General features: G+C 51.3%; 13 protein-coding genes. 4 read left to right on the forward strand and 9 right to left on the reverse strand.

Features of this window, described 5'->3' with window-relative positions:
• Window positions 1-20: 20 nt before the first annotated feature.
• From tssH to GW590_RS02325, 8 genes are all read right to left on the reverse strand, one after another.
• Window positions 21-2,585 carry a type VI secretion system ATPase TssH gene (gene tssH / locus GW590_RS02290; RefSeq protein ID WP_169401388.1) on the reverse strand — a complete coding sequence of 855 codons (2,565 nt, stop codon included), beginning with the start codon at window positions 2,583-2,585 and terminating at the stop codon, window positions 21-23.
• An 18-nt stretch (window positions 2,586-2,603) separates the two neighbouring features.
• Window positions 2,604-3,620: a type VI secretion system baseplate subunit TssG gene (tssG, locus tag GW590_RS02295; RefSeq protein WP_169401389.1), complete on the reverse strand. Its 1,017-nt coding sequence runs from the start codon at window positions 3,618-3,620 to the stop codon at window positions 2,604-2,606.
• Complete coding sequence (gene tssF, locus GW590_RS02300; RefSeq protein WP_169401390.1) at window positions 3,613-5,457, reverse strand: type VI secretion system baseplate subunit TssF; 1,845 nt, start codon at window positions 5,455-5,457, stop codon at window positions 3,613-3,615. Before tssF ends, tssG begins: the two co-directional genes overlap by 8 nt.
• Window positions 5,458-5,483: 26 nt before the next feature.
• Window positions 5,484-5,927 (reverse strand): type VI secretion system baseplate subunit TssE, encoded by a 444-nt coding sequence (locus tag GW590_RS02305; RefSeq protein WP_169401391.1) that lies wholly within the window; start codon window positions 5,925-5,927, stop codon window positions 5,484-5,486.
• A gap of 56 nt (window positions 5,928-5,983) precedes the next feature.
• Complete coding sequence (locus GW590_RS02310) at window positions 5,984-6,541, reverse strand: Hcp family type VI secretion system effector (protein WP_169401392.1); 558 nt, start codon at window positions 6,539-6,541, stop codon at window positions 5,984-5,986.
• A gap of 92 nt (window positions 6,542-6,633) precedes the next feature.
• Window positions 6,634-8,127: a type VI secretion system contractile sheath large subunit gene (gene tssC, locus GW590_RS02315; RefSeq protein WP_169401651.1), complete on the reverse strand. Its 1,494-nt coding sequence runs from the start codon at window positions 8,125-8,127 to the stop codon at window positions 6,634-6,636.
• Between the two features lie 14 nt (window positions 8,128-8,141).
• On the reverse strand, window positions 8,142-8,669 hold the full coding sequence (gene tssB / locus GW590_RS02320; protein ID WP_169401393.1) for a type VI secretion system contractile sheath small subunit: 528 nt from the start codon (window positions 8,667-8,669) through the stop codon (window positions 8,142-8,144).
• 71 nt (window positions 8,670-8,740) lie between these two features.
• Entirely contained in the window at window positions 8,741-9,724 is a 984-nt protein-coding gene (locus tag GW590_RS02325) for a type VI secretion system protein TssA (protein WP_169401394.1), read from the reverse strand.
• A gap of 280 nt (window positions 9,725-10,004) precedes the next feature.
• Between GW590_RS02325 and GW590_RS02330 the strand changes: the two genes are divergently transcribed.
• Window positions 10,005-10,886: a LysR family transcriptional regulator gene (locus GW590_RS02330; protein ID WP_169401395.1), complete on the forward strand. Its 882-nt coding sequence runs from the start codon at window positions 10,005-10,007 to the stop codon at window positions 10,884-10,886.
• Window positions 10,887-11,168: 282 nt separating this feature from the next.
• Complete coding sequence (ppk2, locus tag GW590_RS02335) at window positions 11,169-12,092, forward strand: polyphosphate kinase 2 (protein ID WP_169401396.1); 924 nt, start codon at window positions 11,169-11,171, stop codon at window positions 12,090-12,092.
• A 41-nt stretch (window positions 12,093-12,133) separates the two neighbouring features.
• Here ppk2 and GW590_RS02340 read toward each other — a convergent pair whose 3' ends face one another.
• The gene (locus tag GW590_RS02340) at window positions 12,134-13,018 is read right to left on the reverse strand and encodes a LysR family transcriptional regulator (RefSeq protein WP_169401397.1); all 885 of its coding nucleotides are present in this window, start codon (window positions 13,016-13,018) and stop codon (window positions 12,134-12,136) included.
• 130 nt (window positions 13,019-13,148) lie between these two features.
• Here GW590_RS02340 and GW590_RS02345 point away from each other — a divergent pair, with 130 nt between their 5' ends.
• Window positions 13,149-14,699: an MFS transporter gene (locus tag GW590_RS02345; RefSeq protein WP_211186589.1), complete on the forward strand. Its 1,551-nt coding sequence runs from the start codon at window positions 13,149-13,151 to the stop codon at window positions 14,697-14,699.
• 578 nt (window positions 14,700-15,277) lie between these two features.
• Complete coding sequence (locus GW590_RS02350) at window positions 15,278-15,820, forward strand: Csu type fimbrial protein (protein ID WP_169401398.1); 543 nt, start codon at window positions 15,278-15,280, stop codon at window positions 15,818-15,820.
• Window positions 15,821-15,828 lie beyond the last annotated feature (8 nt).

Consider the following 15,828-nt stretch of genomic DNA (forward strand, 5'->3'; position numbering starts at 1 on the left):
AATCTGACACGACCGATTTATTAAAAAGTTACGCAAAGCTCACTGTTCTCAACCTGCAGGCTGATGCATTCGCTTGGGGTTTCACTCTTTTTACGCTGTAATAGTTCATTGCCTATTACCGGCAAAATCGTCTGTCTTAATAGATCTTCAATGGCGCGACCACTATTGGGATGTGACTGTACTTTACTGGCCAGCCACTGCGTGCTGCCGCCGTCAAAAACCAAGTCGCTATTGATCTCATGTTTTAAACGCGTTTTTAACTGCAGCAGATGCTTCTCGGCGATATTAATCAGCGCATCTTTATTTAGCGGCAAGTAGGGAATAATGTGCATTCTGGCCAACAAGGCCGGGGAAAACTTTTGCAATAAGGCCTGATAGACAACGGGTCGCAGGGTCGAAAAAGGCATCTCTGGCTGTTGTGCCAGTGCTGCTTCAATTTCGGCGCCCCCCTGATTACAGGTGACAAGAATAAAACATTGGCGGAAGCTGACGATCCGCCCTTCGCCGTCCTCCATCCAGCCTTTGTCAAACACCTGATAGAAGATGTCATGCACATCGCCATGAGCCTTATCAAACTCATCGAGCAAGATCACCGAATAGGGTTTACGCCGCACGGCCTCGGTCAGTTTGCCGCCTTTACCGTAACCGACATAACCAGGAGGCGCGCCCTTCAACGTCGATACCGTATGCGCTTCCTGAAACTCACTCATATTAAAGGTAATAAGATTATGCGCGCCGGAATAAATCGCCTCCGCCAGCGCGGTGGCCGTTTCGGTTTTACCGGTGCCGGTGGGGCCTGCCAGCAAAAAGACCCCCAGCGGTTTTTCTGGTGGCTGAATACCGGCGTGCGCCATACGCACCGCCTGCGCTATTTCTCGGATCGCCTGCGATTGACCAAATACTCGTGTACCCAATAGCGACTCGAGATTGAGGGCATTATCAAGATCGTCTTCGATCATCCGTCCGCTGGGGATACCGGTCCAGTCGGAGAGCACATCGGCGATAACCTGCTCATCCACCCAGGCATGCACTAAAGGATCCTCAATAGCCGCCAGTTCGGCCAATACCGGTTGTAGCGGCATACTTTCCTGGCTCTCGGCTTGCTTAAATTGCGCCACCAGCCGCTGCTCGCAGGCATTGCGCTCGACCAGACACTGCAAATGCTGCTGTTGTTGTTCGACAGCCTGCTCCAGCATAACCAGACGCTCAGACTCCGCCGCGCCTAATGTGATCTCCGCTTTAAGCGCGGTAATCTCGCGCTGCTTTACCTCAATGGCGCTGCCCGCCAGCGCCAGACGCTGCGCGGGAATATGCTGACTTAGTGACACCCGCGCACAGGCGGTATCCAGCAGGCTGATGGCTTTATCGGGTAACTGGCGGGTAGGCAGATTGCGTAGCGACAGGCGCACGGCGGCACGGATGGCGGCATCGCGGATAATCACCCCGTGATGCCGGGCAAAATGCGGAGCAATCCCCCGCAGCATATCGATAGCCTTTTCCTCTGCCGGTTCGTCCACCAGCACACGCTGAAAACGACGGGTCAAGGCGGCATCGGGTTCAATAAACTGCTTGTACTCAGACCAGGTAGTTGCAGCGATCATCCGCAAGCTACCACGCGCCAGCATCGGTTTGAGCAGATTGACCGCATCACCGGTTCCCGCCTGACCTCCGGCCCCGACCAGGGTATGCGCCTCATCGCAAAAAAGAATGATCGGCGACGGCGATTGCGCAATGGCGTCAATCAGTGCTTTTAAGCGCGATTCAAATTCTCCGCGCATACTGGCACCGGCCTGCATGCGCCCCAAATCCAGCGAGAGCAGCCGTGCATCCTTGAGCTGAGGCGGTACATTGCCCTGCGCCAGTTGACTGGCCAGGGCTTCGACGACGGCGGTTTTCCCCACTCCGGCTTCACCCACCAGGATCGGGTTGTTTTGTCGACGTCGCAGCAGAATGTCTACCAGTTGGCGCAGCTCGCTATCGCGACCAATCACCGGATCAATCTCACCCTCTCGCGCTTGCTGCGTCAGGTCGCTGCACCACTTAGTCAGCACCTGTTGCCCTTGTTGCTCACCGGTTGTCGCCGCATTCTCCGCCAACTGGCCGATCTCCTGCTGTTCCCGTGAGTTGCCGACAATATCGGCAAACTCGGCAAACACCTGCGGGACGGGGATTTTTTTAAATTCGCTGCTCAAACGGTAGAGCCAGCGCTGCAGTTCACTGTCTTGCAGTATCCCCAACAGGATATGCGCGGTTCTGACCATGCTGGCACCATCGGCAACCTGGCTCATCAGCAAGCCACGCTCAATGGCAAGCTCCAGACGGGCCGAGAGATCCTGCACTGTACTTGATCGAGAAGGCATGCAGCTTAGGATCTTGTCCAGTTGGTCATTAAGGCGCGGAAGGTTTATGTCGTAATGGACACAAAGTAAGGGCACATCCCCTTGCGACCGATCGACCAGGGTTTTCAGCAAATGCTCGAGTTCAACATATTCATGCCGGAAAGTGCCACACAGACGCGTCGCCTTGACGACACTCTGATAGGCAAAATCACCCAGCCTGGAAAACAGTTTTTCACGTTGATACATGTAAGAATCTCCATATTCTTAATTTTGGGTCAGCGCTATTGGCTGCGAATAGATCGAGAAATTCGTTTTTAACCATCCGCTCTTTCCCAAATGCCAGCGGCCCAATTTCGCAGATAGATCAGGCGTGGTGGTCATTAATAGCTCGACATTAAATAACAACTGATGACTCACAAAATCGCGACAGATAGCCAGTAACGCCCCCAGACGCCGCCCCCCTGCCTGGAAATCGAGATAGTCGGGATAAGCCAGCGGTCCAATACGAAGTTTTACCGTATGTTGGCAATCAAAAAATCGTTTTCCCAGACGCGTGGCTCCCATACGCCCTAATACCTGAAGATGTCTATTATCAGGATCCTCGATCCAGGAGGGGTAGCGCGGAATAATGGTCAGCGGGATAGAAAAATAGCTGACTAAAATCTGCTGCAAATTTTTCAGATTGCCTCGTCCGGGCAAAAAGGCGGCCGGTACGCTGTTTCTCACCCGTTGATAATCGCTGAACCTTGAGTCAAGGTCGGCAAAACCGTTAATCTTTTGCAATCGCCCCATAAAAGCATTACCGACCGGGTTCTCGTATCCCAGGGCCACATGCAGGTTCGACCAGGCGCGATAATGCAACACCGCCAGACGTTGCGTTAACAGACTGATAAAATGTTCAAAGGCGGTGTTTCTTTTCAGCAATCGTTGATGGCGGGCATGCTCGGTCATATGGATCGGCAACGGGCCATAGGGCGCAAACAGACCAAAATGCCGACAGACAATAATCACTTGCTGCTGTCCGCTGATCGCATGGATTTTTTGCTCGACGGCCTGGACTTCCCCTGGGGCAAAGGACATATCGGCAGGCTGCACAATATGCAAGTTGCCATAGCTGCCATGGCTGATATCACGCAGTCTGATGCCCTGGCTGGGCGATCTTTCAATACGGCGCAACAGCTCAAAAAAAGCAACATCCGGCGATAACCCCGCAATAACCGCCATCCGTTGCCGCGCGCCGTCAGTCAGGGGTGAATATCGATAGCGGCCAGCGTCAGCCATGATCTATTGGCCCCCATTCCGCAAAAAACTCATTATCCATCGTGAGCTTGAAGCGTAACGTCTGGTTAAGCTGGCAATATTCCGACAGCGCGTAATGCAGGATCTTGCTAAACAGAAAACTCCCCTGGTCGGCGTGGTGACGCGGATCTATATTAATTTCTGCCACAGTGCCTCGGGTCCAGCAAATTGGCCCCGCTTCCTGCCGGGCTTCAAAACACTGGCGCATAGTCGCCGCCGTAATACTGGCCACGCGCTTTCTTTGGCTGGCATCGCTATGTTGGGCAAACAGACTCAACCAGTTTCTCAATAATGAAGAACAGTCGCCGGTGTTATCTTTATTTGAATTCAGCGGGTTAATCGATAGCGCCTGGATCGCCTGCCATGATTGTTCCATATCCGGAAGCGGACGTGGCCGCGTGGGCTGACGTAGCAACTCAATGCCGGTCACAGGAAAAGAGTGCTCAAATTTCAGCACAGGCCGGGAGAGATCCTGGGGCGAGAAATCACGGTCAATCACCATGGCATTGGTAGACAACGTCTGTAGCGGCGAGCCGGCAAGGTCATTGCCCCGTTCTGCCAGGGTAATAAATACCTCATGCTCGCCGAGGGCAGACTGCTTGCCTTTTTTACCGCCACGCACCGCTTTGCGCTGTAATGAATAGGCAGTCTCGGCGGCGGCGCGATCAAATGCCGCCATCTCGGGAAGAGAGGTGAAGGAAACGTCCTCGCCATTTTCTCGGATACCTTGCACCCGGGTTAGATGATGAATTTCGTAACGCGTCGGGTTAAGGCGATCGACAATAATCTGTTGCTCACTGGCATCAGGGTCAAGGGCCACAGGATCGCAGCGTTTAGCGTATAAATTAATTACCGGCGTGGCAAAAAGTCGAAAGTCATGCACAGTCAAACGCTGTAATAAAGTCAAAGGTACGGTATCGAGGGAGAAGATCATCTCAAAATCACCCGCCTGGTTACAATCAGCCAAAAAGCGGCCGATATGCTGCACATCGACGCCATAAAAACGCTCCGGCGCAACAAAATACTCGCGTAACAATCGACTGCCAGGCAGCTCGGCAATCGCCACCGGCAACAGCGCCTCACGCTCATTGACCCCACTCAGACGAAGGCACTCCCTGGCCTCCAACACGGTAACCTGCGCAAAGGGATGCTGCTGGCTCCACAGCACCACTCGCTGGCAATGGTGTAATAACAAGGTCAGTAACTGGTTGGCTCGAACATGATCCCCCGCCAGCGTCAAATGCAGCAGCTCGCAATCGAGGCTGGCTAACGGCATCACCCCCTGCGTGCTAAAACCCAGGCGAATAAATGCCGATCCGGCGCTGAGCTGATGACGCACCTTTTCCGGCAAACTGGCCGAGGGGGCACTGACGCATTCAGCTGATGCCAGGATCAGCGGCAGTACCTTCACCTCTCTGCCAGTAACCATTACGACGGATCTGTTTTTTAAAGAGGGGTCCGCCAGCACCACTTTACTGCCTTTGGCGATAGAGACCGGATTCTGCCAGCGAGGCGAGGTCAAGTCGGGAGTGACGGCAATCGTGGCCATGGACGGCACCGGCGTATGCCAGAAAGGTGCCAGCCGCGATAACATTTGCAGCGCAAATTCCGGGTATTCGTTTTCAATGCGCTGCTGGACACGCGCACTCAGAAAGGCCGTTCCTTCCAGCAAACGTTCAACAAAAGGATCCTGTCCCCCCTCGCCATGCATACCTAAATGTTGGGCAATCTGCGGATGCTCTTCTGCGAAAGCACGACCTGATTCACGCAGATGCGCCAGCTCATTGTTATAGATATTTAGAAAGCGTTCACTTTTCATATAAAAACGTTAGCCATAGGTAATGATTAAATAACCTGTACCGTGCCGCATGAATAATCGAGGGCAATGCGTATATTGATCATATGGTCTTCATGGCTTAACTGGCAGCGGCCATGAATATCAAACAGCAATGCCAGCACGGCAGGTTGTTCGGCATCGACAATCGGAATAACGATAATACTTTTGGGATCGATCCTCGGTTCAAACGTAGTAATAATATTTTGTATATGGGCGGCAAGCACTTTTAGTTCGACGCTAATAGGCAATTGTCGACTCAATGAAGGCAGACCATAGTTGATAACCGCACCTGCACAATAAGGACGATGAGCTAAATTTAATGATGCGCTGCGTGAGGCATCATTGAGTAAGGCGGCAATATCTCTGATTAAGCTTTTTTGCCAGCTAAAGGATTGAGCGCCATCTGAAGATATCGCCAATTTATCGTAAAGAGCCGGAATAGAGGCTTTCATCCTTCCCCCCTTATAGACAGATTAATCGCCCCTCCCGCAGAGGGGCAAAACAGCCATCAGCCAACGCTATTGGTGGCGCGATTATATTTAAAGACTTTCGGTCCACCGGCCAGGCCACCGTCGCCATTTTGCGGCGTGTATTCGATATGAAACTCCTGGAAATTGATGGTCACCACTTCCACCGGCCGCGACTGTACTTCCTCAAGGCCACTGACTTCATTGCCATTGCTATGGGACATGGAGGTATTGCCGCCAATACGGTAAGAAGAGATCAGACATTTGCTAAGCTCAATGGTCAGGAAGGTCAGCGGTTCGCTGGCACCGTTTTTACGACAGATTAGCCTGGCGGTGGGAAAATGCTTTCCTGTGGTACAGAGACTAATCAGCGGCGCGGTGGCGGCGCTGGCCAGGAAACGCACTTCCAGATCGTCAACGCTCACTTTACCCGAGCCTCCGGCGCCATTAATGCCAAAATCGCCGCTATTGCGCTCACCCCATTTCCAGGAAGAGACATGGATAGTATTAGGGTATTGCAGATCTTTTGATTCTCCTGGTGCCTGGTTAATTTCCAGGAAATAATCGACATCACCACCACTTTTACTTATTGCTGCCATTTTCAACTCCTTTGAATGTATATAAGGTAGATCCTGTTGTTTACTACTGATTACAAAACAATGGGTTTTACTTGTTACCCGCTAAATAAAGGTTATTTATCTTTCTTTGCCGACGGCAATTTTGAAACCAGGCGCAGAGAAACGGTCATGCCTTCCAGCTGATAATGAGGGCGCAGGAAAAAATTGGCGCGATAGTAGCCGGGATCATCTTCCACTTCCTCAACATGGACTTCGGCGGCGGACAGCGGGCGTTTGGCCTTGGTGGCCTCACTGGAAATCGCCGGATCGCCGTCGACATAGTTCATTAGCCATTTATTAAGCCAGGATTGCATTTCATCGCGCGAGCTAAATGAACCGACCTTGTCGCGCACAATACATTTCAAATAATGCGCGAAACGACAGGTGGCAAAAATATAAGGCAAGCGCGACGACAGTTTGGCATTAGCGGTGGCATCGGCATCTTCATACAGCGTGGGTTTATTTAAGGTACAAGAGCCGATAAAGGCCGCAAAATCGGTGTTTTTTCGATAGACCAAGGGTAAAAACCCCGCTTCGGACAGTTCATGCTCACGACGATCGGAAATGGCGATCTCCGTCGGGCAGGTCAACTCATAGCCTCCCTCATCAGAAGGAAAAGCATAGGTCGGCAACTCTTCTACCGCGCCCCCCGATTCAATACCGCGGATACGCGAACACCAGCCATATTCATAAAATGCACGATTGATATTCACGCCCATGGCATAGGCGGCATTAGCCCAGGCAAAGTCCTCGGCATGGTCTGCCCGCACCTGCTCCTCGAAGGAGAAATCCTCCACCAGGTTGGTTTTGACGCCATAAGGCAGTCGCGCCAGAAATCTCGGTAGGGTTAAAACCAGATAGCGCGAATCATTACTCTCGCGCAAACGACGCCAGGAGGCATATTCCGGCGTGGTAAAAATTTTGCCGATATCACGCGGGTTGGCCAGCTCTGCCCACTTTTCCATTTGCATCAGTGCCGGTGCTGCCGCAGAGATAAACGGGCAGTGCGCCGCTGCCGCTATCCTCGCCATTTCCGTCAATAGCGATACGCTTTGCGGGCTGTGATCAAACTCAAAATCACCGATCAGACAGCCAAAAGGTTCGCCGCCAAACTGCCCGTACTCCTGCTCATAAACCTGTTTGAAGATTGGACTTTGATCCCACGCCGCCCCCCGATAGCGACGCAGGGTGCGCGTCAATTCCAGTTGATTGATATTCAACACGCGAATTTTCAAATTTTCGCTGACGCTGGTGTTAGCCACCAGGTAAGACAAGCCACGCCAGGCGGATTCCAGCTTTTGGAATGCCGCATGATGCAAAATTTCATTAACCTGGGTAGAAATTTTTTCGTCGATTTCGGCAATCAACGACTCTACCGTCAGTACGACATCGCGGTTTACCGTAATCTGCTTGCTGCCAACATAATCCACAAGCGTGGTCACCGCTTGACGAACTGCGTCTCCCGCCTCGTCGGTGCGAGGGCGAAAGGAACGCTTTAACAAAGTATCCAGTTCGTTGTCAGCCAACTCGACGGCTGAATGCTTTACCGTCTGCGCTTTTTTTGGCATCAGCCCCTGCTTGGTCATTGTGTTTTCCTTCTGGCAGGCAGCGCGGTTTTTTTGCTGTTGCTTAGCCCCTGGAGAAACTCGGGGTCCTCCAGCAGTTGTTTAACCACCTCTTCGGCACTCGCCTTACCGTCCATATAGGTGATCAGCTCTGATAAATGCGTTCTGGCGGCCAGCAACCGGGCGAGTTCAGGCACGTTTTTCGCAATGGCACCCGGTTCAAAATCTTCCATGCGGTGAAAATCCAGCGAAACCGCAAGCAGTTGGTCTTTATTTTCGCTTAAGGTATTGTTGACCTGCAGCTGTAAATGAGGGTCGATGGCCCGCATGCGGGCGTTAAAATTGTCCTGATCAAAGGTAAGATATTTACGCTCTTCTATCGCGGGTAAAGGTTTTTTGCGATCGCCAGATAAATCAGCCATCACGCCAGTCACAAAAGGCAGCTCGACCTTTTTTTGACTGCCATAAATTTCAACGTCATACTCAATTTGCACCCGCGGGGCATTATTTTTACCAATAAATTTTTGTGAACTCTCTTTAGCCATCACTTGCTCCTGACGTTCCGACAATACCGCTATGGTTCCTGGTGTGCTGAACCGGCATTGGGAATATTCCATTATTTACCAATATATTGCTGAAGTGTATCCAGTGCCTCGGGGATTAATTCCTGCACAATACTCTCAAAGTCCATACCGATCATTTTTTGTGTTCTTTTGATAAAAATAGGTGCCGGATGTCCTGGCTCATGACGGTTAAAATATTCAATAACGCTGTTAAGCATTAATATGGCATCTTGTCGGCAGGTAATATTGCCGGCAGACGAGAGGGATGTCTTACTGGTCACCGTTATTGGCATCACAGACAGTTCCTCGTCACTGGCCTTATCTTCGGGGGTAGCCCGTTGATAATTTAATGCACCGATTTTTTTTAACACCTGGCCGAGAAAGACAATAATATGGCGACAATCCAGACGGTAGCCATCGCCGAGATTGGCTTTTTTATTGGCATAATTTTCAATTCGCTCTAATCCGTCGACACAATACTGCAATTGTTCTGCAAGTGGCGGCAGCGACTGAGAAAGATAATACTGGCAGGATTTTTCGAGCATCATGATCATTTCAGGAAACGAGGGTTGTCCGTCTTTGCGTTCTGCACCAAATAAAACAATATGTTCCAGGGTTAACTCGCTATTGGCCAGCAACCTGGCTGCCTTGATTTCCGACAGACATTGCGGAGTCGATAGCCAGCCCAGTGCCGCGGCATGGCCGCTACCAGCAGGTTCATCATGAATATGTGGGTAAACGTCATCAGGATTTTTCACTAAGGCATCATCAATCAATTTAATTGTTTTATATAACGCGGCGATACCCAAAGTATGCAGTTCGCTGCGCATTAGCCACATGGCAACCCGTAAGTCGATGCAGGCGGTTAACAGATAAGTGGCCTTTTCCTGAATAAAGTTCCAGCTTATTGGCAAAGATTGCGAAATAATATTCAAAGGGTCGCTGGCATCATCATTCTCGGCTAGCATAAAGAGGATTTCGTTATACAAAGGGTCATATTCCACCCCGTCGTTTTTATCAAAAACCACCTCATCCATAAGTTTCTCCCTATAAAATATCAACTATGCATCTGGCCCACTAAAAGTAAAAAAACCGACCCATTGCTTTGCACCGAAAAATAATTTACCCTCCGCAATCAGGTAACACAAATAAACATTGGTTAATACGCTATTAACGCTAAGTCAATCCACCACATAATAAAACCAATAAAAAATGAAAATCATAAAATACAAAGCATAACAAATAACAATGCACTCAACAGAATTACATTGTTAAAACAGACCAAAACTATTGATTAAATTAAACCTGGAAAGTCATATGCAAAGATTTGACCTAAATCTTCTCGTCGTTCTCGACGCGCTGCTGGAAAATTGCAGTGTCAGCAAAGCGGCATTAGCATTAAATGTCTCGCCGCCGGCAATAAGCAAATCATTAAATCGTATTCGTGAACTATTTAATGACAAATTGCTGGTGCGTTCAGGTAATAATCTGATACTGACGCCTCGCGCACTGCAACTTAAGCCGCAAATTCGCCATGCTATCGATATTATTGAAGTTATTTTTAAAGTCACTCCCCATTGCCAGCTTGCCTCGCCGCACAAGTTCGTGATTGCCGCCAACGATGTGCTTAGATCTAAAATCAATCATCACTGGTCAGCGATCAACCAGGATAGCGAGTTGGTGGTTGAGTTTACCCGCCAGGAACACGACGCAGACTTTCTGCGCAAAAATAGCGCAGATTTATACCTGGGTGAAATACGCGAGTTTCCCCCCGAGACCATGGTCAGAACCCTGTGCCATGAACAGTCAGTGATCATCACGCGGCGTAGTAATCAGCAACTGTCAGCGCAGACCTCTCTTGACGAACTGGCCGCATATCGTTTTGTTACTATCAACGATACCCTCAATAAAGATATTGATGCGTTTTTTATCCGCCAGGGGCTAGAACGCCGAATATCTGCCGTGGGACTGAACTACTTTTCGCTGATCGAAGAAGTGATGTTAAATAACGCACTGGCCATTGTTCCGGACTCATTTTCACAGGTGATCAAACGGCTCAATCTGGATATCAAGGCGATAGAATCCTCGCTGCAACTGCCCACCATGACGCTTATCCAGGCCTGGCACCCGAAATATAACAACTTCACCGCTCATAAACGACTGCGTGACATCATTTGCGAGCTCTTTGCCCGGCCGTAGCGCCACTGGATAAACGTTAACCAAATCAGGCAGTAAACCACCAAAGCCCACGGGTTGTCAGTATTGACAGGGCCATCACGTTATTCCTTCATTCAGCAGAATAAAATCAATGTTCAGACGTCGATAAAAATCGAATTACTGATAATAAACAGAAACTTAAATGTCACTCTTTCGTCATAAAAATGACATATTTGCAACCAATAATTTTATGGGGATCCATCGCCTTTCAGTGCCTGGTTTCTCCTTTTGTTCCCAATTAAGACCCCAATAAGGGAAGCGTCTATGGCTATGCACGAAAATGGTTCTGGCGATGAGTTCACCTTTAACCAACGCCTGTTACAAGAGTTCTACGACAGCTACGATGAAGAGCTGGAGATGGAATTTGACGACCAGCGCCTTGGTGAAGGGGAGAATGCCGCCGACCATCATAAAACCTGGCGTAAACAGTATTTTCGCGAGCTGTTAAGGCTGCAGGGTGAGCTGGTGAAATTGCAGGATTGGGTGATGCGCAGCGGTCATCGCATCGTGATTATCTTTGAAGGACGCGATGCTGCAGGCAAAGGCGGGGTGATCAAACGCATCACTCAGCGCCTCAATCCACGTACCTGTCGCGTAGCCGCGCTCCCGGCCCCCAACGATCGCGAGCGCACCCAGTGGTATTTCCAGCGCTATATTGCCCACTTACCCGCCGCCGGTGAGATGGTGCTATTTGATCGTAGCTGGTACAACCGCGCCGGGGTGGAAAAGGTGATGGGCTTTTGCAGCGATGCCGAATATGAAGAGTTCTTTCGCAGCGTGCCGGAATTTGAAAAAATGCTCACCCGTAGCGGCATTCAGATCATTAAATACTGGTTCTCCATCACTGACGAAGAGCAGGAACTGCGTTTTTTAAGCCGCATTCATGACCCGCTAAAACAGTGGAAACTCAGCCCGATGGATCTGGAAAGCCGTCGCCGTTGGGAAGACTATACCGCTGCCAAAGAGGTGATGCTCAAACGTACCCACATTGCCGAAGCACCCTGGTGGATCGTGCAGGGGGTAGATAAGAAAAAAGCCCGTCTCAACTGTATTAATCATCTGCTGCAACAGGTGGCCTACCAGGAGATGGAAACCCCCACCATTACCCTGCCACCGCGTAACTTCAGCGATGACTACAAACGTACACTGTTGCCGGAAACCATGATAGTTCCCGACTTGTATGACTGATGTGCTGCGGACCCCGGGGCATCAACGGGGTCCCGTTATCACTACTCGGCGATCACCTTTTTTTCGCTGAGAAAATCGATAAATACGCGAATTTTTGGCAACAGATGACGACTACTGGGCCACACCACTGAAAATTTCCCCGCTTCACCAAGATAGTCGGCAAGCACCGGCAGCAGCGCGCCCGAAGCCAGATATTCGCTGACAATAAACTGCGGGACATAGCACAGACCAATACCGCGCAGTGACGCCTGCAATAATCCTTCAAGGTTGTTAAACGAAACCGGGCTGTTCAGCGCCACCTGAAGCGGGTTGATAAAATCCCAGCTTTGCAACTGCCCGCTTTTAGGAAAACGGTAACGCAGGCATAAATGCCGCGACAAATCTTCGGGGCATTGCGGCGCGGCATAACGCGCAAAATAGTCCGCACTGCCGACTATCACAAAGCGAAAAGGCCCCAGTTGGCGCGACATCATCTCAGAATCGGTGAGTTCACCGCTGCGGATCGCCACATCCATGCCTTCGGCGATCAAATCCACCATACGGTCGCTAAAGTCGAGTTCCAGCTCTATTTCGGGATAGCGCTGCATAAACTCCGATAAATGCGGCAGCAGCATACGATAACCGATGGCGGGCAGACTGACCCGCAGCTTGCCGCGCGGCAGGGATGACAGCCGCGATAGCTCGTGCTCCGCCTCTTCGATCTGCGTCACAATCTGCTGACAGCGTTGAAAAAACAGCTGGCCTTCATCGGTCAGACTGATGTGCCGGGTACTGCGGTTAAACAGCCTGACCTTTAGCCGGGCTTCCAGACGGGCAACGCTTTTGCCCACCGCCGAGGCGGAGACCCCCATGCGCTCACCGGCGGCGGTAAAACTCTGGCACTGCGCGGCGCGGACAAAGGCCATTAGACCGTTGATATTATCCATGCTTCCTCATTAGAGCCTTTTTGTCCTTAATCATCGGACATCCAGCCCATTTCTGCAAAATTAAAGACATTTTATCATCAACGTCACCAACAATATCCGTAAAGACCGATCGCTGAACTGGAGCTACGTTATGCACCCCACTCCCTCCCCCGTTATCTCCGCCAACAAGATGCCGCAGTTAGTGGCTATCTGCCTGGCCGGCGTTATTTTGCCATTGAGTTTTGTCAGCGGTTCAATAGCCACGCCCGTTATCAGCCGTGAACTGGGCGGCAGTGCGCAGGCGCTAAGCTGGATCACCAACGCCTTTATGCTCGGCTTTGGCTGCTTTTTAATGGCCGCTGGCGCGCTGGCGGATGAAGTTGGACGCAAGAAGGTGTTTATTGGCGGCGTAGCACTGTTTGCTTTGCTGTCGGGACTGATTGGCTTTAGCTCCAGTCTGCTGTGGATAGATCTGCTGCGCGCCGCCCAGGGTATTGCTGCCGCCGCCGCGTTGGCAGGAGGGTCAGCGGCACTGGCGCAGGAGTTTGAAGGGCGCGCCCAAACCCAGGCATTTAGCCTGCTCGGCAGCAGTTTTGGCGTCGGGCTGGCCTTTGGCCCCCTGCTGGCCGGCCTGCTGATTGCCCATTTTGGCTGGCGTTCGGTCTTTCTCTCGTCGATGGTGATCGCCGTACTGGCTCTCACACTCGCGATATCACGGCTGCATGAATCGCGAAATCCACACGCTGCCGGTATTGACTGGCCAGGGACGGTGCTGTTTACCGCCATGCTGGTGCTGCTGACCAGCGGGCTGATGGCCATTCCGGAAAAAGGCCTGTTCAGCGGCGAAGTCATGGGCCTGCTGGCGGCAACCTTGCTGCTGCTGGCGTTTTTTGTTGCCGTTGAGCGGCGCGTGCGTCAGCCGATGCTGGATTTGTCGCTGTTCCGCTATGCGCGCTTTATCGGCGTACAGGCCTTGCCGTTGGCCACTGCATTCAGTTTTGTGGTGCTACTGGTTTTGCTGCCGATGCAATTTATTGGCATTGCCGGCATGTCTGAACAACAGGCAGGATTAATGATGATGGCGCTGTCACTGCCGATGCTGATTGTCCCGCTACTGGCGGCCCTGCTGACCCGTTGGATCTCCGCAGGGATAATCTGCACGCTCGGCCTGGTGATCGCCGCCGTCGGCCTGGTTGGACTAAGTCAGGCCATCGCCGGTCAACATATGCCGGCAACGCTGCTGCCTATGGCGGTGATTGGTATTGGCGTCGGCTTGCCCTGGGGATTGATGGACGGCTTGTCGATCACCGTGGTGCCGAAAGAGCGGGCCGGAATGGCCACCGGCATCTTTAGCACCACCAGAGTCGCCGGGGAAGGCATTGCTTTAGCCATAGTTGCAGCTGCGCTGGCCGGTTTGGTCGCCCATGGTCTGCAAAGCGGCCATCTGGCTGGCACCGCCCCTTACGCCAATCAGGCGGTACAGCGTCTGGCGACCGGCGATCTCCAGCAAACGCTGCGACTGCTGCCCGATGCCAGCGCAACACAGTTGGTCCCCATTTACGCCCACGCCTTGCAACATCTCCTGTTGTGGCTGGCTGCCCTGACGCTGCTATCGGCAGTGATCGTGTTTGCGGCCCTGGGTGGCCGAAGTCAGAACCGTCTTGCCCGCAGTAAAAAGCCGCTGTGCGAAGCGGACCAATAAAAAAGCCCCCCTCCTTTTATGCATGAACTATATGCCCCCTAACTAATAACATCAGGTTAATGGTTAGGGGAAAATATTTCTGAAATCAATAAATCCCTGCACTTTGCTTTACGACATAACGGCATAAATACTTAAGCATCTCGACTGAGACGTAGTTACCATCAAAATAAAAAACCAAATAAACTAAAATATAAAACATTTTAATTTAAAAAATTTAACATATCGATATATTAATTTATATTGTCAATAAATGCTGAAATATCCCCTTAAGTTAAATTTCTTAAATTATATTTATACCTGACTCGCTATCTGATGAGGCTAGCTAATGAAATCGCCAGTAAATGGCCTGCCAAGATAAACGGCCCCGGCATTTTAGCTTTAACGCAGTCGCGACAGGATAACCGCCCGGTGGCCGGTCAGGGCTAAAACCGCTGCCATCGCAGCGCGGGGGGACGATGACTTTTATCCACAAAAAAGAAAGCATCGATAATACAATGAATTATATTTATTTTTTTCTCTTCACCACCACGGATTTCCACTTGCAGGCACATCAGTGTTAGTCGTTATTGGGAGTCATCATGGGTACCAAACACATCGCTATTTCCGCGCTGTTAAGCGCAGCAACTTTTTCCTTATCCCCCACTGCCCTGGCCGCCGGGACGCTGACCGGCCAGATTGGTGTACAACTGACCATCAGCACCGGTTGTACCGTCGGTAACGGCACCAATACCGGTGGAACAAACCAATGGGGTAACATCAATTTTGGTAATTATGCCGATTTAACCAGTGTGATTAACGGTACGCTGCTGGGGGCAAATGGTACCTCGGCGGTGACTGTCACCTGTAACACCGGCCTGACCCCCACCTTGTCCCTTGGCGCAGGCAGCAACAGTACCGCCGGTCTGAGAGCCATGAGCGCTGGCGGAGCCACCACCATTCCGTATCGCCTCTATTCCGATACCGCGCGCACCAGCGAAATTGCCGTCAATACCCCGGTAGCGCTGGCTATCGGCGCACAAAACTTTCCGATTTATGCCCGCGTTCTGCCCGCCGATCAGACATCAACTACCCCGGCGGCGGGTACCTATAGCGATATCGTTCTCGCCACCCTTGCCTGGTAATTGCCAAG

Source organism: Rouxiella aceris (assembly GCF_012933545.1).
Taxonomy (GTDB): domain Bacteria; phylum Pseudomonadota; class Gammaproteobacteria; order Enterobacterales; family Enterobacteriaceae; genus Rouxiella; species Rouxiella aceris.

What these genes read in the sequence shown, in the direction of transcription:
- GW590_RS02325 (WP_169401394.1), bottom strand. Translation starts at nt 9,724, where the DNA reads ATGGATGAGGTGGTTTTTGATAAAAACGACGGGGTGGAATATGACCCT.
- tssF (WP_169401390.1), bottom strand. Translation starts at nt 5,457, where the DNA reads ATGAAAAGTGAACGCTTTCTAAATATCTATAACAATGAGCTGGCGCAT.
- GW590_RS02305 (WP_169401391.1), bottom strand. Translation starts at nt 5,927, where the DNA reads ATGAAAGCCTCTATTCCGGCTCTTTACGATAAATTGGCGATATCTTCA.
- tssC (WP_169401651.1), bottom strand. Translation starts at nt 8,127, where the DNA reads ATGCCAAAAAAAGCGCAGACGGTAAAGCATTCAGCCGTCGAGTTGGCT.
- GW590_RS02330 (WP_169401395.1), top strand. Translation starts at nt 10,005, where the DNA reads ATGCAAAGATTTGACCTAAATCTTCTCGTCGTTCTCGACGCGCTGCTG.
- GW590_RS02340 (WP_169401397.1), bottom strand. Translation starts at nt 13,018, where the DNA reads ATGGATAATATCAACGGTCTAATGGCCTTTGTCCGCGCCGCGCAGTGC.
- GW590_RS02310 (WP_169401392.1), bottom strand. Translation starts at nt 6,541, where the DNA reads ATGGCAGCAATAAGTAAAAGTGGTGGTGATGTCGATTATTTCCTGGAA.
- tssB (WP_169401393.1), bottom strand. Translation starts at nt 8,669, where the DNA reads ATGGCTAAAGAGAGTTCACAAAAATTTATTGGTAAAAATAATGCCCCG.
- GW590_RS02345 (WP_211186589.1), top strand. Translation starts at nt 13,149, where the DNA reads ATGCACCCCACTCCCTCCCCCGTTATCTCCGCCAACAAGATGCCGCAG.
- ppk2 (WP_169401396.1), top strand. Translation starts at nt 11,169, where the DNA reads ATGGCTATGCACGAAAATGGTTCTGGCGATGAGTTCACCTTTAACCAA.
- tssG (WP_169401389.1), bottom strand. Translation starts at nt 3,620, where the DNA reads ATGGCTGACGCTGGCCGCTATCGATATTCACCCCTGACTGACGGCGCG.
- tssH (WP_169401388.1), bottom strand. Translation starts at nt 2,585, where the DNA reads ATGTATCAACGTGAAAAACTGTTTTCCAGGCTGGGTGATTTTGCCTAT.
- GW590_RS02350 (WP_169401398.1), top strand. Translation starts at nt 15,278, where the DNA reads ATGGGTACCAAACACATCGCTATTTCCGCGCTGTTAAGCGCAGCAACT.